An 18,981-nucleotide genomic window follows, 5' to 3' on the forward strand; every position below is an offset into this window, starting at 1 on the left:
CGAAGGAGTCCTTCAGTGCGTCTAGCCGGCGGCCACGGCCACCGGGCGGGTGCCGATCGTGTCGTCCTCGGAGAGGATTCGGCGGGCTATGGTGGCCACGGCCTCGCGGAGGTCGGTCTCCGGTTGGCGGCCGAGGTCCTGTTCCACCTGTCGCTCCAGCCAGCCTGCCCATGCCTCGCGGATCAGTTCCGCCTCCTGGTGGCCGGTCTCCGTGTGCTCGTACGTCCACCCCTCCCGCCTCAGGTACCCGTCGGCGACCATCCGGTCGAACACCGGGGCCAGCACCTCCGGCGGCACCCGTCGCCGCAGCGCTACCTGCTCCAGGTCCGCCGTGCCGAACCGGCGCGTGGCCACCTCCACCTGGATCACCGTCCACGCCCCCGCCACATCCAGCCGCGTGCCGGACTCGGCCACGAGGCGCCGCAGCGCGTCCGACTCCGTCGCGGCCAGGATGCGCCCCACCGCCGCCTCCAGCGCCCGCTTCGAGTCCGCACCGGTCGGCGAACCGAAGCCCTCACCCATGTCCGTCGAGCTGAGTCGGGCACTGTCGCGCAGCCGCACCTGTTTCAGGAACAACGCCACCACGAAACCCAGCAGCGCCATGGGGATGGTCCACATGAACACGGTCTGCAGCGCATCCGCGTACGCCTGGACCAGCGGCTCGCGGGTGGCCACCGGCAACGCGTGCAGGCGTTGCGGGCTCTGGGCGGCCGCCTCGATCACCCGTGGGTCGGCCGCGCCCGTCCGGACGGCGGCAACCACTGCCGACGTCAGGTCCGGGGTCAGCGCGTTCGTGTAGATGGTGCCGAACACGGCCGTGCCGAACGCCCCACCCAGGGTCCGGAAGAACGTCACCCCGGACGTCGCGGTCCCCAGGTCCGCGTAGTCCACGGTGTTCTGCACCGCGATCGTCAGCACCTGCATGCACAGCCCCAGCCCCAGCCCGAGCACCAGCATGTACAGCGACGACACCCACGCGCTCGTGTGCTGGTCCATCCGCGACAGCAGGAACAGCCCGAACGCCATCACGAGCGACCCCACGATCGGGAAGTACCGGTACCGGCCGGTCCTGCTGATCACGTTGCCGCTGAAGATCGACGCGATCAGCAACCCCACCACGAGCGGCAGCGTGCGCACGCCCGCGAGCGTCGCCGAGTCGCCGTCCACGTACTGCAGGAAGCTCGGCAGGAACACCATCGCGCCGAGCATCGCGAAGCCGACGATGAAGCTGAGCAGCGAGCACACCGCGAACACCGGATTGCGGAACAGGCGCATCGGCAGCATCGGCTCCGCGGCACGGGTCTCGACCCAGCAGAACAACGCGAGCGCGACGGCACCGCCCGCGAACAGCCCGATGATCACCGACGAGCCCCACGGGTACTCGCTGCCGCCCCAGCTCGTCGCCAGGACCAGCGCGCTCGACCCGACCGCGACCAGGCCGATGCCGAGGTAGTCGATGACGACCTTGGCCGCCGACCGCACCACCGGGATCGTCCGCGCCGCCAGGACGACCACGATGATCGCGATCGGCACGTTGACGTAGAACGCCCACCGCCACGACAGGTGGTCGGTGAACAACCCGCCGAGCAGCGGGCCGATCACCGTCGCCACGCCGAACACCGCACCCATCGCACCCTGGTACTTGCCGCGCTCCCGCAGCGGGATGACGTCCGCGATCAACGCCATCGCCGTGACGAGCAGGCCGCCCGCGCCGACGCCCTGCAGGCCGCGCCAGATGACGAGCAGGGTCATGTTCGTCGCCGTGCCGCACAGGAACGAGCCGGTGATGAAGATGGCCGTGGACAGCTGGAAGACGAGCTTGCGGCCGAACAGGTCACCGAACTTGCCCGCGAGCGCCGTCGCGACGGTCTCGGCGAGCAGGTAGGCCGTCGCCACCCACGACATGTGTGCCGCGCCACCGAGGTCGGACACGATCGTCGGCAGTGCCGTGCCGACGATCGTCTGGTCGAGTGCCGCGAGCAGCATGCCCAGCATGATCGTCACGAAGACGATGTTCCGTCGCCGGTTGTCCAGCATCGGCGGGGCCGGGTCGCTCTTGACCTGCGAGATGTCGGTGGTGGTCACGGCCCAACCATCACACCGCGGGGACGCGCCCGCATTCCGAGTCACCCGGGTGAGGTCAGGTCACCGTCCAGATCCTCGCCACGGTCCGGCCGAAGGACGGGGAGAAGCTGATCCGGTCGACCTCGAAGTCGGTGGGGACCTGGAAGTAGATCGTCCACTTCGCCTCCGCGCCCGGGGGCAGCGGTCCCTCCCGGTCCGCGAACGCGCCGTAGACGTGCGAGGTGTACGCCTCGTCCTGTGCGTTGTGGACGGCGAAGATGCGCAGGTCGGCGTCGCTCTGCTCGTCCTCGTAGGCGGCCCTGCCCTCGTTGCGGACGGTGAGGTCGACGGCCAGCAGGCGGCGGTCCTCCTCGGCGTAGACCTGGCCGCGCGGCTCGACGGGGTCGGTGACCTTCGTCGGCGTCACCGCCAGGCGGAACTCGTCGCCGTCGGACGTGCCCTCGACCTCCTGCCCGGTGCCCAGCGGCTTCGTCGCGGGGCCGTTCCTCCTGGGGGGCGGCTTCGGTGCCTCCTTCACGGCCTGACCCGCGGTCTTCCAGGTCAGCACCTCGTCGTCCGGGCCGAACCCGCCGGTGAACTCGACCTCGTCGACGGTGACGTCCTCGGGGATCTCGGCGGTGGTGAACCCGACCATGCTCTGCCTCGGCGAGAGGCGCAGCTGGTCGAACATCGCGCCCGCCGAGGTTTCGAGTAGCGAGTCGTCATAGGTCGTGCCATTGTTGCCGACGAAATGCGTCGTCCCGACCGGGCCGATCAGGATGTCCTCGGCGTCGACGTTGGTCACCAGCCACCGCACGGCGACGAGCCGCGTGCCCTCCTCGGGCTCGGAGCTGTACTCGCTCTCCCGGTAGACCGGCGCGGGGTCGACCAGTGCCAGCGGTGTCACGTCGAGGTTCCCCCGGACGTCGGAGGTCTGCGTGACGCCCACGACCTGCTCCGGCGTCGCCTCACCGGCGACCGCCGAGGCACACCCGGAAACCGCGCACAGGACCAATGCCAGCAGTGCCACCCACCGCCGCGCCGCCACGGTCACGCCCACGGCTCACCCGGCACCCGGACCGCCGCGTCCCGCTCGGCGGCCTCGTCGAAGGCCAGTGCGACGCGGTGGTCGTGGATGCCGTCGGCCAGCGGGTAGGGCTGCGGGCCGCCGTCCACCCACGCGGCCGTGTCCTCCAGCAGCGTCGCGATGGCGACCTCCTCGTCGTTCCACCGCTGCCCCTGGTAGGGGTTGCGGTAGAGGACCTGGTCACCGAAGGAGATGTGGTCGGTGTCGAAGCCGTCCAGGTCCAGGTCGTAGCCGGTCTGGCGGCGCACGAGCTGTGTCGTGACGATGGTCCGGTCGGCGACCAGGCGCACGCACTCCTGGTCACGCAGCTCGCCGGACGTGCCCCGCACCAGCAGCCGCCGCATGAGCAGCTGGTTGTGCCACTGGTTGTCGGTGAAGTCGTAGAGCCCGAACCCGCCGCCGTCGAACGCGAGCGTCGCGACCGTGGTCGTCGCGGGCCTGACCTCGACGGGGTCGGTCCAGCCCGCCCGGTCGAGCGGGTCGGCCAGCGGCGCGGTCGTCCTGGTCGCCCGCACCTCGACGGGCCCGCGCCCGATGCCGAGGAACGTCCGGATCAGCGACACCGCGTGGTACTGGTGCGTCGAGGAGACGTCGACGCGGGTCGGCGTGCCGAGGACACCCGACCTGACGAGCGCGAGCCGTGCCGCGTGGGCGGGCATGCGGGTGTACTGCTCGGCGACCTGGACGAGCCCGCTCGCGCCGACCGCGTGCCACAGCCTGCGCAGGCCGTCGAGGTCGGGGGCGGGCGGTGTCTCGGCGAGCACCCGCAGGCCCCGCTCGACAAGCTCGGTGACGAGCGTCGGCGTGACTGCCCACGGCACCGACGTCACGACGAAGTCCGGCTTGCGCTCGAGACACTCGTCCAGCGACGTGTACACCGGCACCGGCAGCTCCCGCTGTCGCCGCCGCGAGACCACGCCGACACAGTCGAGGCCGGTCAGCGCCCCGCCGAGGCGCCAGAAGTACTCAGCACGCCAACCCGTACCGACTATCGCGAATTTCGTCACCCGGGAAAAGTATCCCCCGTTCGTGAAGCAACATCCTGGGGGCGTCAGACATCTACTGGATGTGTGAGCCGAGTCGGGGGCGGGTGGGCTCACACACCGTCACACACACTGGGGAACTTTCTCGCATGTCCTGGATCGAGGTGACCCCTGTCGCGCTCGTCGCGGCCGGGTGGTTGTTCGGGCCCGGTCTTCCGGTCGCCTTTCTGGTGGGGCTACGGGGGATCGCGGCGTTCGCGCTGGCCCCCGTGGTCGGCATCGCCGTCGTCGCGTCGACCGCGGTGGTCGCGAGCACGGTCGGCCTCGACTGGTCGGTGCCGGTGGCGCTCGGCGGCACGCTCGTCGCGGCAGCGGTGGCCGGGTTGCTCGCGTTCCTGTTGCGCCGCAAGGACTTGCTGCGGCCGACAGCGGACCCGTGGCGGCTGACCGCCATCGCACTGGTCGGGCTGCTGCCGGCACTTGCGCTGGCCGCACTCGCGGTCATGCAGGCGGTCGGGCCGCCGGACAGCATCTCGCAGGTCTACGACACGCCCTACCACTACAACGCGCTCGCCCACATCAGGGACGCGCACGACGCGTCGTCGCTGACCCTGCACGCGTTGGGTGACCCGGAGACGCCCGCGATGTTCTACCCGGCGGCGTGGCACGGCCTCGCGTCGCTCGTCATGATGTCCACCGGGGTGTCGATTCCCGTTGCCGCCAACGTGTTCTGCGCGGTGATCACGATCCTGGTCTGGCCGGTGGCGTGCCTGCTGCTGGTGCGCCAGCTGTTCGGCCGCAACACCGCCGCGCTCGCGATCGCGGGCGTGGTGTCGATCGCGTTCCCCGCCTTCCCGTGGGACTTCTTCGGGTGGGGCGTGCTGTGGCCGAACCTGCTCGGCATGGCCGTGGCACCCGCGATCTTCGCGCTCGTCCTGACGGTCACCGGCTGGGTGCGTGACGACGTGATCGGCAGGGGCCGGGCGTGGCTGCTGCTCGCGGTCGCCGTCGTGGCGGCCGGTTTCGCGCACCCGAACGTGCTGTTCTCGTTGGTCGTGCTGTCACTCTTCCCCGCGGGGGCCGCGCTCTTCGTGCGTGCCAAGCGTTTGCGCGAGGACGGGAACGGGCGGCGCGGCGTCGTCGAGTGCGTGGTGTTCGCCGTGGTGGTGCTCGGCGCGTGGGCGTGGTCGGCCACCACGCCGATGTTCGACAACGTGCGCGACTGGCCGTGGGCACCGTTCGAGACACCGGCCGCGGCGGTCGGCGAGGTGCTGCTCAACGCCACCAACCAGCGGGAGGCGCTGTGGCTGCTGTCCGCGGTGGTGGTCGTCGGCGCGCTGACCGCACGGCGCATGCCCGCGATCCGGTGGGTGCTGGCCGGCCACCTGGTCGCCGCGTTCCTGTTCGTGCTCGCCGCCGGGCTCAACCGGCCGGACACCCGCGTGTTCACCGGATACTGGTACAACGACTCGCACCGGCTCGCCGCGATGCTGCCGATCACCGGGGTGCCGCTGGCGATCGCGGGTGTGCTGTTCCTTGCCGCCAGGGCCCGGCCGCTCGCGGAGCGCCTCGCGCCGGTACGTGCCAGGACCGCGCCCGCGCTTTCCGTTGTGCTGCTCGTGGTTCTCGTCGTACTGACGGGTGGCCTGTACCCGGACGACCGGGAGAACCGGATCACGGTGACGTATCCGAGGGTCGAGAAGGACAAGCTGGTGAACGACCGGATGCGTGCGTTCTACGACCGGGTCGCCGAGCGGGTCCCCTCGGACGCCGTGGTGCTCGGCAACCCGTTCGACGGAAGCGTGATGCTGTGGGCGCTCGCCGACCGGGAGGTGCTGTACTCGCACTTCCTCAAGGAGGAGAGCGCGGAGCAGGAGTACCTCGGCCGCAACCTCGCGGACGCGGCCGAGGACCCCAGGGTGTGCGCCGCGGTCCACCGGTACCGGGCGCAGTACGTGCTGATCGGCAGGAACGACCCGCACATCGCCGAGATCACGCCGTACGAGGGCATCGCGGGCGTGCCGTACGCCGACGGGTTCGAGCTGGTCGACCGTGCCGGGCCGACCAGGCTCTACCGAATCACCGCGTGCGGCTAGTGCCGCGTCCAGGCGAGGAGGGCACGTTTCTCCGCGGCCCAGGCGGCCGCCGGCGGCGTTGCCGGAAAGCCCGAGTACAACCCGGTACGAGCGGCTTCCCGGCGCCTTGCCAGCGACCACCTGGATCCACGGATAAACGACCCACCCCACCTGGACACGGCACTAGTCGACGTGTGCCCACGCCTTGGCGAGGGCGACCTTGCCGCCGGTCTGCAGGAGTGAGCCCGAGTACACCCGGCTGGCCAGCAGCACGATCAGCACCACAGAACCGACGAGCAGGCCCAGTGACACCAGCGGTTCCCACAGCTGGGCCTCATCGGCGAACAACCGCACCGGCATGGCGACGGCCGCCGAGAAGGGGACGTAGGACATCACCGTCATGACCGTCGCGTTGTCGGAGAAGAACGACACCAGGAAGTACGGGCCCATCACGAGCAGCATGACCACCCCGGTGGTCGACCCGAGGTCCTCCTGACGGCTGACGAGCGAGCCCGCGACCGCCCACACCGCCGCCAGCAGCACGAACCCGAGGCACATGAACGGCACGAACCACCCGAGGGCAGGCGCCACGATCGACAGCAGCGCGGTCTGGCCGCCGAGGCTCAGTGCGATCGGCGTGGCGACCGCGAGCACCACGACCTGACCGAGGGTCAGCAGCGAGTGCCCGACGATCTTGCCCGCGAGCATGGCCCGCACCGGGATCGTCGACACGAGGATCTCGACGATCCTGGTCTGCTTCTCCACGACGGTGCTCTGCGCGATGGCCACGCCACCCATCGCGAACAGCATGAACACCACCGCGAAGACCTGGATCACGATCCGCTGCTCGTCCTTGCTGACCGCCGACTGCTCCAGCAGCGCCACCGGCGGCGCGGTCGCGAGCTTGGCGACGACGCCGGTCGGCTGGTCGTCCAGAGCCACCACCCGCACGCCGCTCACCGAGTCACCCGAGGTGTCCGGCACGATCGCGGCCTCGACCTCCTCGTCGCGGACCAGCTTCTCGGCGGCGGCGACCGAGGACACGCGGGTGACCTCCATGGCGGTGCCGTCGAGCACCCGCGCCGCGTCCGCGCCGACGGCCGCCACCTTGTCCGGGCCGCCCCCGATCACCTTGGGCAGGATCGAGATGGCGAACAACAGCACCACGATCACGCCGAGCCCGATCCAGGTCCCCTTCGACCGCAGGAAGCTCCGCAGCTCCCGCTCGGCCACGAGCCTCGTGGCAGCGGTGAACCCTGTCATGTCAGATCACTTCCTTGAAGATCTCGTCGAGGGTCGGGACCACCGGCGCGAAGCTGCGCACTCCGCCCTTGTCCAGCGCCACCCGCAGGACGTCCTGGTCGGCCCGGGTGCCGTCGAGCAGTTCGAAGACCACTCGCGGGCCGTCGAGGTCCAGCACCCGCACGCCGGGGTGGTCACGCAGCCAGCCCGCGTCCGAGTCCACCACCAGCTCGAACCGGGGCGAGCCGTGCCTGGCCCGCAGGTCGTCCCGCGCGCCGGTCGCCTTGATCACACCCCCGGAGATGATCACGAGGTCGTCGCAGAGCCGTTCCACCACCGCGAGCTGGTGGCTCGAGAACAGGACCGGCACGCCGGCCGCCGCACGCTGGCGCAGCACGGCGAGCACGGTGTCGACCGCGATCGGGTCGAGGCCCGAGAAAGGCTCGTCGAGGATCAGCACGTCCGGGTCGTGCACCAGCGCCGCCGCCACCTGTACGCGCTGCTGGTTGCCCAGCGACAACGCCTCCAGCTTGTCGTCGGCGCGGTCGGTCAGCTCCAGCTCGGCCAGCAGCCGCGCGGTGTTCGCCGAGGCCTGCTCGTGGGTCAGGCCGTGGAGCTGGCCAAGCCACACGACCTGCTCGGCCACCCGCATCTTCGGGTAGAGGCCCCGCTCCTCGGGCATGTACCCGAACCGCTGCCGCACGGACTGCGTCACCGGCTCCCCCTGCCAGGTGACCGAGCCGCCCTGCGCGGCCAGCACGCCGAGGATGATCCGCATCGTGGTCGTCTTGCCCGACCCGTTGGCGCCGAGGAACCCCGTCATCCGGCCCGGCCGCACGTCGAACGACACCCCGTCGAGCACGCGGAGGTCACCGAAGCTCCGGCTGACCGTCGTCACCTTCAACATGCGGGAAGCCTAGGAACCCGACACAACCGGCACATCCGGCGTGGGACCGACCCGCTAGTCCTCCTCGCGGCCGACCCCCGGCGCGACGATCCCGTTCTCGTAGGCGAAGACCACCGCGTGGGTGCGGTCCCGCAGGGCCAGCTTCGTCAGCACCCGCGAGACGTGTGTCTTCACCGTCGTCTCGCCGAGGTACAGCTCCTTCGCGATCTCCGCGTTGCTCGCCCCCCTCGCGAGCTGCACCAGCACCTCGAACTCCCGGTCGGTCAGCTCCGGCGGCCGGTGTGCCGGCACCGGCGGCGCGGACGCGGAGAACCGGGCGATGACCCGCCGCGTGACCTCCGGCGACAGCAGCGCGTCGCCCCTCGCCACGATCCGCACGCCCTCCACCAGGTCCTCCGGCGACGCGTTCTTCAGCAGGAACCCGCTCGCGCCCGCCTGCAACGCCTCGAAGAGGTAGTCCTCGCGGTCGAACGTCGTCAGGATCACGACCCGCGTGTCACCCGAGGCGAGCACGCGCCTGGTCGCCTCGAGCCCGTCGATGCCGGGCATCTGGACGTCCATGAGCACCACGTCCGGCCGCAGTGAGACGGCGAGCTCGACGGCACGGAGCCCGTCGCCGGCCTCGCCGACGACCTCGATGTCGTCCTCCGTCCCCAGGATCATCCGGAACCCGGCACGCACCAGGTCCTGGTCGTCGGCCAACAGCACCCGCAACGTCACGACTCCACCCTCTGGTCGAGCGCGGGCAGGTTCGCCCTGACCCGGTAGCCGATGTCCCTGCGCGGTCCGGCGTCCAGCTCGCCGCCGTGCACCGCGACCCGCTCCCGCATGCCGACCAGCCCGAACCCGCCCGCCCCCGCACCCAGCGGCCCCCGGCCGTCGTCGGTGACCTCGACCTCCAGCGCGTTGTCGAGGTAGCGGACGCGGACCTCGGCGTTGCGGGCTCCCGCGTGCTTCACGACGTTCGTCAACGCCTCCTGCACCACCCGGTACGCCGACAGCGCGACGCTCTCCGGCACCGGCCGTGGCTCCCCGTAGACGCCGTGGGTCACCTCCAGCCCCGCGGCACGGGCGTTCGTCACCAGCTCGTCGAGCTGCTCGAGGCCCGGTGAGGCGCCGTGGGTGGTCTCGACGGGCTCCGCGTCCTCGGCCCGCAGGACCCCGAGCAGCCCACGCAGCTCGCCGATGGCGCTCCTCGCGGTCTCCTCGACGGTCCGCAGCGCCTCACGCGCCAGGTCGGGGTCCTTGTCGAGCACCCGCCGCGCGGCGCCCGCCTGCACCCCCATGACCGACACGTGGTGTGCGACGACGTCGTGCAGGTCCCGCGCGATCCGCAGCCGCTCCGCGACGATCGCGCCGCGCGTGTTCTGCTCCTGCGACCGGCGCAGCTGGGCGGCCCGGTACTCCAGCTCGGCCTGCCGCCGTGCCGAGAGCCACGCCATGTTGCCGAACAGGTACGCGGTGACGAAGTACACGATGTTGATCACGAGGTTGAGCATCAGGGCCGCGACGAACGGGTCGAGTGGCCCCGCCGCGTCGGAGAAGTCCGGCCTCGGCCCCCTGAACGCCTCGTAGAACGCGACCCCGAGCCACGCGCACATGACGAGGATCACGCCGGCACGCGACCACCGCGCCACGACCCGGTTCCGCTCCCACGCGCCGACCGTGTACACGGCGAGGAACAACGCGACCGACGGTGTCGTGTTGTCGCCGAGCTGGCGCCACTGCGCCACGATGAACGCCACACTCACGACGATCACCACGGCCAGCGGGTAGCGGCGCCGCACGGCAAGCGGCAGCGACAGCGCGGCACCCCAGAGAAGCTGCTCGACGAGCGACGGGGCGGCGCCGAACGCGAAGGCACCCACGCTGTTGACCAGCACGATCACGATCATGGCGCCCGCGAGGACGACGAGCGCGACCAACCTGTCGGTGCGCTGCTCGGCTGCCGTAGGCCGTGGCCGAGGCCACCGGGTCCAGTCGGGCTCCGTGGTCACCATGCGGGTCAAGGTAACCCACGGGGCTGGGAGACTCGGGGTGCCGATGGCGTCGAACACGGGGAAGGGGCGGCATGAGCGTGCTGGTCGTCGGGGCGGGGATCGCGGGGCTCACGACAGCGTTGAGCCTGCACGCGGCGGGCGTCGAGTGCCGGATCGTGGACAGGGCACGCGAACTCTCGGCCCTCGGGGTAGGTATCAACCTGCAGCCGCACGCGGTGCGCGAGCTGACCGAGCTGGGCCTCGGCGACCTGCTCGCGGAGCACGGGGTGCCGACGGCCGAGGTGGTGCACTTCGACCGGCTGGGCAACAGGATCTGGAGCGAGCCACGCGGTGTCGGGGCCGGGTACCGGTGGCCGCAGTACTCGATCCACCGCGGCACACTGCAGATGTTGCTCCTGCGTGCCGTCGAGGAACGATTGGGCACCGACGCGGTCCGGACGGGTGCGGCCTTCGTGTCCTGCGCACAGACCGCGACCGGCGTCTCGGTGCGGCTGCGGACCAGGGGCGGCGGCGAGGAGTCCGTCGAGGCGGACGCGGTCGTCGGCGCGGACGGCCTGCACTCGGCGGTCCGCGCACAGCTGCACCCCGACGAGGGTCCGCCGGTCGGCAGCGGCATCCGGATGTGGCGTGGCACGGCAGAACGCGCGCCGTTCCTCGGCGGCGCCACCATGATCGTGGCGGGCACGATGGCGGTGGCGAAGTTCGTGGCGTACCCGATCACGCCGGTGCGCGACGGCCGCACGACGGTCAACTGGGTCGCCGAGGTCCGCACGCCCGGCAACGAGGACGCGGACTGGACCACCGTCGGCAGGCTCGACGACGTCCTGCCCCACTACGCGGACTGGCGCCTGGGCTGGTTGGACCTCCCCGAGCTGCTGCGCGCGAGCGACCCGATCCTCGAGTACCCGATGGTCGACCGGGATCCGTTGCCGCACTGGGGAAACGGCCGGATCACGCTGGCGGGCGACGCCGCGCACCCGATGTACCCCATCGGCTCCAACGGCGGCTCACAGGCGATCCTCGACGCGCGGGTGCTCGCCAGGCACCTGGCGACGGCACCGGACACGGCCACCGCGCTGGCCCGCTACGAAACCGAACGCCGCGAGCCGACGAACCGCATCCTGCTGGCCAACCGGACGCTTGGCCCGGACCGCATCCTGCGGCTGGTCGCCGAACGCGCCCCGGCGGGCTTCGAGCACGTCAGCGAGGTCCTGTCGGAGGACGAACTGGCCGAGATCGGCGCGTCCTACCGGCACACCACCAGCATGGACGTGCAGGTGCTCAACTCGCGCCCGTCCTGGTCGGTGAGCCGCACACCGCGATGAACGACGCCGTGCGCTCGCCCGTCCCTACGATCGCGTCACGACAGTACCGGCGTAGCCGCCCTCCCAGTCCCGGGCCTGCAGTTCGTAAGCCTCGGCAGCTGTCCACAACGCGCCCACCACCCACCACTCCAACCCCGGAACGGCCGCCATGCGCCGCCACGCCACGGCTACGGCCGCCGAGCGCCGCGCGAACTCCCGCCCGCCCAGCTGAGCGGTCGGCAACTTCGCGATTTCCGCATACGACTCACACGCGTTTTCCAGAACAGCCTTCAGCTCCATCGGCATTACACCCGGATACACTTCACCATCCCCCAGGACATCCCCGTAATTTGATCTCATAGTCGATCCGTTCCCATTCGACGCAAACATGTCGTTTGTGTGTGCACGGCCATGAATCCCACGTCTGGACGGTACGCTCGGTTCCGGGAACTCGCCTTGAGTTCCTTGCCTGGGAACCAAGAAAGTGCGGAGCGCATGTCGGAGAAGAACCCTCAACCTCGGGACCGTCAATGGGGGGCGCGGCTCCGCGCGATACGCACCGAGCGTTGCAACCTGTTCATAGGCGACGCCGCCGCCCGCGCCGGTTGGTACGGTTCGAAGCTCAGCAGAACCGAACGGGGACTACGTCCCGTGAGCATCCAGGACGTCGCCACGCTGCTCACGGCCTGGGGCCTGCCGGCAGTGGAGCGGGAACAGGTCCTGAGCGAGCTTGTCGACGGCTCGACATCAGGATGGTGGTCCCGCCCGATACCGGGCGTACCAGAAGATGTGGGCACTTTGGCCAGCTACGAGGCAGAAGCGAGGGAACTGTTCGACGTGGCGATCGGTGCCGTACCAGGACTCGTACAGACCTATGCCTACGCGGCCGGGATCATGTCCGCTTCCGGCGTACCGCCAGCTGATATAGAGACACGATGGATGGCACGTCTCCGTAGGCAGCAGGTTCTCACGAAAGCGGACTACACGGCCTTCATCTCCGAGTCAGCCCTGCGCACGCGGTGGGGTGGCGTCGAAGCGTGGCGGGAGCAGCTCGACCGGCTGATCCACAGCGACGAGATAGGCAGGCGTATCCGAATCATTCCCGAAGACCAGACAGACTTCGCGTTGCTGCACTCATGGCTGTGGATGAGCTTCGCCCACACACCACCCGTGGTCCACGTGGAGTTGAAGACAGGGGCGACTTTCGTTCACGAAGCCGAGCAGTACACAGAGCTGTTGGGTCGGCTAGATCACGTTGGAATTCCCAGGTCGGGAACCCGTACCCTGATCAGGCGACTAATCGAGAGGGCATGATCATGACTTGGAAGAAGTCAAGCTTCACCAACACGGACAACTGCGTTGAGCTGCGTTGCCACACCGCAGCGATCCGGGACAGCAAGCACCCGCAAGCAGTCATGCCTGTCAGCCGTACCGCCCTGGCTCAACTCACCATGTTCGTTCAGGTCGAGCCGTCAGGAGCGTGCCGACGCGGCTGAATGGGTCGAGGCGCTCCGCCACGGTGGTCCACCACCGCCCGCCGACCTGACTTACCCCCCGGTAACACCCACCCCTGAGCCGACGACGTACGAGGTCATGGAGGGTGTGGAGGTGCCAGACGAGCTGCTGGCCGCACTGTTCGCGGGTTGGCGGAACGACATCGACTCGGTGCCCTACGCCCACCAGCCGGAGTGCGACCGGTTGGTCAGGGCGCTACTCCCGGACAGCGGCTCGTGACGGTGCGTCGGGCGGCGGTAGATCCACAGTTGACACTCCGCTACGATGTGCGCGGCTCGGGGGCCGTCAGTCCTACGTGGGGGTTGTCCTTCATGCGTCGTGCGCTGCCCGCCGTCGTCTCTTCGCTGCTCACCGCGGGGTTCCTGTTCGCGGGGCCACCCGCCCTTCAGGCGCAGGAGGACCCGACCCCGTCCACCTACACGTCCGTCTCGCCCGCGAGGGTGCTCGACACCCGCAACGGAACCGGTACCGGCACGACGACGCCGGTCGGTCCGGGCGCGACCATCACGCTCGACCTCGCGGGGAACGTGCCGGAGGCCGCCACGGCGGTGGTCCTCAACGTGACCGGGGTGGCGCCGACGGTCGGCACGTTCGTGACGGTCTACCCGACCGGGATCGGCAGGCCGACCACCTCGAACCTCAACCTGTCGCCCGGTGACACGCGGCCCATCCAGGTGACCGTCGCACTCGGCGCGAACCGGTCGGTCAACCTCTTCAACAACGCGGGTTCCACGCACCTGCTCGCCGACCTCGCCGGCTACTACGCCCCGGGCACCGGCGCGAAGTTCACGGCGCTGAGCCCGAACCGGGTCCTCGACACGCGCAGCACAGGAGGTCCGCTCGGCCCGAGGGCCACCCGCGTGCTCGACCTGACCAACCGGATCCCCACGTCGGCGACCGCGGTCACCTTCAACCTCACCGGCACCGGCCCGACCGCGACGACCTTCGTCAGTGCCTTCCCCACGGGCGGTTCGGTGCCGAACGCGTCGAGCCTCAACCTGCCCGCCGGCGACACGCGTGCCAACCTCGTGACCGTCGCCGTCGGCGCCGACCGCAAGGTCAGCCTGTTCAACAACGCGGGCGACGTGCAGCTCATCGCGGACCTGACCGGCTTCTACACCCCGGAATTCGGCGCGTCCTTCGTGCCGATCAACCCCGCCCGCGTGCTCGACACCCGCAACGGCACCGGCGTCGACGGCCGCACCCTGCCGGTCACCACGCGCGAGATCATCTCCGTGGACCTCACCAACGCCGTCCCGCTCACCGCGACCGGCGCCATCATCAACATCACCGGCGTCAGCGCGAGCGCGTCGACGTTCGTGACGGCGTGGCCGCAGTTCGAGAACCAGCCCGCCGCCTCGACGCTCAACCTGGGTGCCGGTCAGACCGTCCCGAACGCCGCGGTCGTGTCCTTCTCCAGGATGCGCGGCCTCAACCTGTTCAACAACGCGGGTGACGTGCACCTGATCGCCGACCTGGCGGGCGTGTTCGCCGTGTCCGAGCAGGACTGCACCACCGGCTGCGTGTACGCGTGGGGCGACAACTTCGCCCACAAGCTCGGCACCGGCGAGACCGTGACCGACTCCGGCACGCCCACGCAGGTCGCCGGGCTGTCCGGGGTGCGGGCCGTCGACGGCGGCGGCTACCGCAACGGCTACGCGCTGAAGACCGACGGCACCGTGCGTGCCTGGGGCAGCAACGACGACGGCCAGCTCGGCAACGGCTGGACCTCGGACGGCACCGGCGGCGGGTCCGCGGTGCCGGTGCCGGTCACGGGCCTGACCGGGGTCAGCGCGATCGCCGCGGGCGGGGCCACCGCGTTCGCGCTGAAGACCGACGGCACCGTCTGGTCGTGGGGCGCCGGCGTGCAGGGCATCCTCGGCAACGGCGGCACGACCGACGTGAGCGTGCCGGTGCGGGTCAGCGGGCTGACGAACGTCGTGAGCATCGCCAACACCGGCACGGCCGGGTACGCGGTGCGTGCGGACGGCACGGTCTGGGCGTGGGGCTCGAACGCGGCAGGCGCGCTCGGCCAGCCGTCGAGCGTCGCGTTCACGACGACACCCGTGCAGGTGGCGGGCCTGGACAGCGCCACGTCGGTGGCGGGCGGCGGCAACGGCGGCTACGCCGTGCGTGCGGACGGCACCGTGTGGGCGTGGGGCGTCAACACCGAGGGCCAGCTCGGCAACGGCTCGTCGGTGCTGCAGTCGGCGACGCCGGTGCGGGTCGGTGACCTGACCGGCGTGACCTCGGTCGCGGGTGGCCGCTACAACGGCTACGCGACCAGGGCCGACGGCACGGTGTGGGCGTGGGGCGCGGGCTCCGACGGCGCGCTGGGCAGCGGCGTCGACTGCTCGCAGACCGACTTCCCGTGTGCGTCGGGCGTGCCGGTCCAGGTGGCGAAGCTCGCCGACGTCACGGCCGTGGCCAGCTTCGAGTACGGCGGCCTGGTGCTTCGCGCGGACAACACCATCTCGGGCTGGGGCTTCAACGGCTCCCAGACCCTGGCCAACGACTCGGCGTACTGGTCGGCGCCGCAGCCGGTGCCCGCCAACGGGTTGAGCGGCGTCAGCGCGGTCGGCGCAGGCGAGTACTCCGCCTACGCGGTGGTCCCCAGCCCGTGAGCAATCTCCGCCTCGCGGCGGATCCCTTGCGGTAAGCGCTTGCCTGAGTGGCCCCCGGTTGTTCTAATCGTTCCAAGCAACGATGCTGAACAGCCGGGGGTTCGCTCATGCGCCGTCGAGGGTTGTCGCTCGTCTTCGTGGTGGCCGCGGTTCTGACGACGTTCCTGACGACCGTCGCCGCGACCTCCTCCGCCAACCACTCACCTGGCGCGCCGGAGCGGCTCACGGTCGACGGCCGGGTGAGTCCGCTCGCGATCGACGGGGTGCCGCACTTCTCGTGGCTGCCAACCGATCGCGACGACGACGAGGTTCAGACGGCCTACCAGGTGGTCGTCCGCCGGGGCGACCGCGTGGTGTGGGACAGCGGCCGGGTCGCCTCGACCGAGCAGTCGTGGGTGGCCGGACCGTCCCTGCCGGCAGGCACGTCCTACCGGTGGACCGTGCGGACGTGGGACCGGCGCGGCGCGGCGTCGCCGTTCGCTCCCCCGGCCGCGTTCGACACCGGCATCGGCGACGGCGACTGGTCGGGTGCCGCGTGGGTTCGCCGTGACACCACGGGAAACGACGCCGCGAACGAGTGGACACTGGCACGTAGGGTGATCCCGGTCGGGAAGAGCCGCGTGACGCGGGCACGTGTGTACGTCGCGGCCGTCGGGGACTGGGAGCTGCGCGTGGACGGCCGCTCGGTCACACGCGGCTCGTCCTACGGCTACCCGGGCGAGGGCTACTACGACGTGGCCGCCCCCGAAGTGCGGGCTTGGCGGCCGCTCGCGATCGGGATCCGTTACCACTACTGGAACTGCCGCTGCCAGGGACGCGCGAACGGCCCGGTCGACGGGCCGTCGGGCCTGCTGGTCAAGGTCGTGGTCGAGCACGCGGACGGCACGCGTGAGGTGACCGTGTCGGACAGCTCGTGGCGCCTGTCCCGCGACACGGCCGAGGACGTCTCGACGATCACCTACCGCAACTCGGACTCCGGCGACGTGGTCGAGCACCACGACGCCACGCTGGCGCAGACCGGCTGGGACACAACACGTTTCGACGACACCGCGTGGGCACCGGCGACGGTCGTCGGCAGGCACCCCAGGCCAACGCCGGAAAGCTGCACCGCGTACGGCTCGTCGCCGTGCACGATCACCCACCTCGCCGCGCAGCAGGCCCACGTCAGCCGCACGACCGTCCGGCCGGTGTCGGTGAAACGCCTGCCGGACGGGACGTTGTTCGCCGACATGGGCGAGGTCGTCTCGGCCGTGCCGAGGATCGGGTTCCGCGACGGCACGGCAGGCCACCAGGTGACCGTGACCACGAGCTACCGCCGCAACAACACCACCCTCGCCGCGGCGGTGGCTCCCGGCGCGACCACGCTGGTTCTGGCCGACGCCACAGGTGTCCACCCCGGCGACGAGATCGTCGTCGACGCGCCCGCGAGCGGCTTCGGACCGGGCGACCCGGAGACACGCACGGTCACGAGCACGAGTCCACAAGGGACTGTACTGGACCGCCCGCTGCGCAAGGCCCACGCGGCGGGAACCTGGGTGGAGAACTCGCGTGCGGGCAGGTCCGGGCTGGACACCCAGGGCAGCGACCTGCGTTACCTGTACACGCAGAAGGCAGGCAGGCAGACGGCGGAGCCGTTCACGTACTGGGGCTGGCGCTACCTGGAGATCGCCGATCCCGGCGAGCGGCTGCCGGAGATCAGCGCCGTGGTCCAGTCGACCGACGTCCGGCGCGACGAGGCGGCCACGTTCTCGAGCAGCGACCGCACGCTGGACGCCGTCTTCGACCTGATGCGGCACTCGGCGCTGATGTCGGCCCAGAACGTCTTCCTCGACACGCCGACCCGCGAGAAGGGCCAGTTCCTCGGCGACGCCATCGACATCTCGTTCGCCACCATGGCCGCGCTCGGCGAGCGGAGCCTGACCAGGCAGGCGATCGTCGAGTTCGCGCACTCGCAGTCCCGTTACTGGCCGAACGGCGCGATGAACGCCGTCTACCCCAACGGCGACGGCCGCCGCGACATCCCGGACTACACCGAGATGTTCCCCGAGTGGGTCATGCGCTACCACCAGCTCACCGGCGACGACTCCCTTGTGGCACAGGTGTTCCCGGCCCTGCGCGGGGTCGCGGACTATCTCCTCGCCTCGGTCGACGACACCGGGCTCGTCCACCAGCTGCCCGGCGGCAGCGGCGCGTACGGAGGCGGCATCATCGACTGGCCCGCCCCGATGCGTTACGACTACGTGGTCACCGACAACGGCTCCCGCACGGTCGTGAACGCGCTGGCCGTCGGCGCCCTGCGTGCGGTCGCGGCCGCCGCCAGGGTCACGGGCGACCCGATCGCCGCCACCTACGACCAGCGGGCCGACGCGATCACCGCCGCCATGAACGACCGCCTCCGCGACCCGTCGACCGGCCGCTACTCCGACGGCCTCGCGCTCTCGACCGGGCAGCGCATCGACAGCTTCGCCGAGCACTCGCAGAGCTTCCCGATCGCCTACGGCGTCGCGCCCCGGGAGTCCTATGCGGACCTGAGTGCCTACCTCGACGAGCTGGGCATGCGGCAGGGCCCGATGACCCTGCGACAGCTCCTCACGGCACTGGAGAGGACCGGCCGCACGGACACGCTCGTGCGGCTGCTCACCGACCCCGAGGGCGACGGGCCGGCGCGGACACTCGCCGAGGGCGGCACGTTCATGTGGGAGCAGTGGACCCCCGGCTGCGCGGTCGCGGGCTGCACCGGCGCGGACGTGAGCCAGCGCAGCAGTGAGAGCCTGTCGCACGGCTGGGGCGCGGCGGGCATCACGGGCATCCTCCGGGGACTGTTGGGCGTGGCGGTCACGAGCCCCGGTGCCGCGACGGTCACGGTCACCCCACCCGCGACCGGGCTCGACCGCGCGAGCGGTACGGTCTGGACGGAACGCGGCCCACTACGAGTGAAGTGGACGAACGGCCACCGAGGCACTGAAGTCGACATCACCGTCCCGGTAAACGTCACCGCGACGGTCGTACTGCCGAACGGCTCGACCCACACCGTCGGCTCCGGCCACTCCCACGTCGCGAGCTGACCCCCCCGCGCCCAACGCACTGAAGGACGCCTTCCTGACGCTGGACGTACTGAAGGCGTCCTTCATAACACCGGGCGTCCAAGTCACCGGGAACCGCGCACGGATCGCCGTGCGA

General features: G+C 70.7%; 15 protein-coding genes. 7 read left to right on the plus strand and 8 right to left on the minus strand.

What is annotated here, in order from left to right; all coding sequences use genetic code 11:
• Nucleotides 1-21: 21 nt before the first annotated feature.
• Genes CLV71_RS08140 through CLV71_RS08150 form a run of 3 tightly spaced genes read right to left on the minus strand, consistent with a single transcriptional unit; the run spans nucleotide 22 to nucleotide 4,158 of the window.
• Nucleotides 22-2,085: an MDR family MFS transporter gene (locus tag CLV71_RS08140; RefSeq protein WP_279588715.1), complete on the minus strand. Its 2,064-nt coding sequence runs from the start codon at nucleotides 2,083-2,085 to the stop codon at nucleotides 22-24.
• A gap of 55 nt (nucleotides 2,086-2,140) precedes the next feature.
• Entirely contained in the window at nucleotides 2,141-3,124 is a 984-nt protein-coding gene (locus tag CLV71_RS08145; protein WP_133902027.1) for a DUF4352 domain-containing protein, read from the minus strand.
• The gene (locus CLV71_RS08150) at nucleotides 3,115-4,158 is read right to left on the minus strand and encodes a Gfo/Idh/MocA family protein (protein WP_133902028.1); all 1,044 of its coding nucleotides are present in this window, start codon (nucleotides 4,156-4,158) and stop codon (nucleotides 3,115-3,117) included. Before CLV71_RS08150 ends, CLV71_RS08145 begins: the two co-directional genes overlap by 10 nt.
• Nucleotides 4,159-4,283: 125 nt before the next feature.
• Here CLV71_RS08150 and CLV71_RS08155 point away from each other — a divergent pair, with 125 nt between their 5' ends.
• Nucleotides 4,284-6,230 (plus strand): DUF6541 family protein, encoded by a 1,947-nt coding sequence (locus CLV71_RS08155; RefSeq protein WP_133902029.1) that lies wholly within the window; start codon nucleotides 4,284-4,286, stop codon nucleotides 6,228-6,230.
• Nucleotides 6,231-6,392: 162 nt separating this feature from the next.
• On the opposite strand, the gene CLV71_RS08160 is transcribed toward CLV71_RS08155, so the two are convergent.
• From CLV71_RS08160 to CLV71_RS08175, 4 genes are read right to left on the minus strand one after another with little or no spacing between them, the layout of a single operon-like run.
• Nucleotides 6,393-7,472 carry an ABC transporter permease gene (locus tag CLV71_RS08160; RefSeq protein WP_133902030.1) on the minus strand — a complete coding sequence of 360 codons (1,080 nt, stop codon included), beginning with the start codon at nucleotides 7,470-7,472 and terminating at the stop codon, nucleotides 6,393-6,395.
• Between the two features lies 1 nt (nucleotide 7,473).
• Nucleotides 7,474-8,358, minus strand: a complete 885-nt coding sequence (locus tag CLV71_RS08165) for an ABC transporter ATP-binding protein (RefSeq protein WP_133902031.1) — start codon at nucleotides 8,356-8,358, stop codon at nucleotides 7,474-7,476.
• Between the two features lie 54 nt (nucleotides 8,359-8,412).
• Nucleotides 8,413-9,078, minus strand: coding sequence for a response regulator (locus CLV71_RS08170; protein WP_133902032.1), 666 nt, complete (start codon nucleotides 9,076-9,078; stop codon nucleotides 8,413-8,415).
• Entirely contained in the window at nucleotides 9,075-10,358 is a 1,284-nt protein-coding gene (locus tag CLV71_RS08175; protein ID WP_133902033.1) for a sensor histidine kinase, read from the minus strand. Before CLV71_RS08175 ends, CLV71_RS08170 begins: the two co-directional genes overlap by 4 nt.
• A 71-nt stretch (nucleotides 10,359-10,429) precedes the next feature.
• On the opposite strand from CLV71_RS08175, the gene CLV71_RS08180 reads away from it, so the two are divergent.
• Nucleotides 10,430-11,683: a flavin-dependent oxidoreductase gene (locus tag CLV71_RS08180; RefSeq protein WP_133902034.1), complete on the plus strand. Its 1,254-nt coding sequence runs from the start codon at nucleotides 10,430-10,432 to the stop codon at nucleotides 11,681-11,683.
• Between the two features lie 24 nt (nucleotides 11,684-11,707).
• Here the strand turns inward: CLV71_RS08180 and CLV71_RS08185 are convergent, their stop codons facing one another.
• Nucleotides 11,708-11,968, minus strand: coding sequence for a hypothetical protein (locus CLV71_RS08185; RefSeq protein WP_133902035.1), 261 nt, complete (start codon nucleotides 11,966-11,968; stop codon nucleotides 11,708-11,710).
• A 189-nt stretch (nucleotides 11,969-12,157) separates the two neighbouring features.
• Here CLV71_RS08185 and CLV71_RS08190 point away from each other — a divergent pair, with 189 nt between their 5' ends.
• The 5 genes from CLV71_RS08190 to CLV71_RS08205 all read left to right on the plus strand — a co-directional run bounded on the left by CLV71_RS08190 (nucleotide 12,158) and on the right by CLV71_RS08205 (nucleotide 18,866).
• Nucleotides 12,158-12,976, plus strand: coding sequence for a helix-turn-helix domain-containing protein (locus CLV71_RS08190; protein ID WP_166664001.1), 819 nt, complete (start codon nucleotides 12,158-12,160; stop codon nucleotides 12,974-12,976).
• 2 nt (nucleotides 12,977-12,978) lie between these two features.
• A complete protein-coding gene (locus CLV71_RS50615; protein ID WP_133902528.1) occupies nucleotides 12,979-13,158 on the plus strand; it encodes a DUF397 domain-containing protein in 180 nt (59 codons plus the stop codon).
• Between the two features lie 112 nt (nucleotides 13,159-13,270).
• Nucleotides 13,271-13,396, plus strand: coding sequence for a hypothetical protein (locus CLV71_RS50090; RefSeq protein WP_279588716.1), 126 nt, complete (start codon nucleotides 13,271-13,273; stop codon nucleotides 13,394-13,396).
• A 92-nt stretch (nucleotides 13,397-13,488) separates the two neighbouring features.
• A complete protein-coding gene (locus tag CLV71_RS08200; protein ID WP_133902037.1) occupies nucleotides 13,489-15,801 on the plus strand; it encodes an RCC1 domain-containing protein in 2,313 nt (770 codons plus the stop codon).
• A gap of 107 nt (nucleotides 15,802-15,908) precedes the next feature.
• On the plus strand, nucleotides 15,909-18,866 hold the full coding sequence (locus CLV71_RS08205) for an alpha-L-rhamnosidase-related protein (RefSeq protein ID WP_133902038.1): 2,958 nt from the start codon (nucleotides 15,909-15,911) through the stop codon (nucleotides 18,864-18,866).
• The last annotated feature ends 115 nt before the right edge of the window (nucleotides 18,867-18,981 follow it).

The sequence above is a fragment of the Actinophytocola oryzae genome (genome assembly GCF_004364325.1).
GTDB classification, from domain to species: Bacteria; Actinomycetota; Actinomycetes; order Mycobacteriales; family Pseudonocardiaceae; genus Actinophytocola; species Actinophytocola oryzae.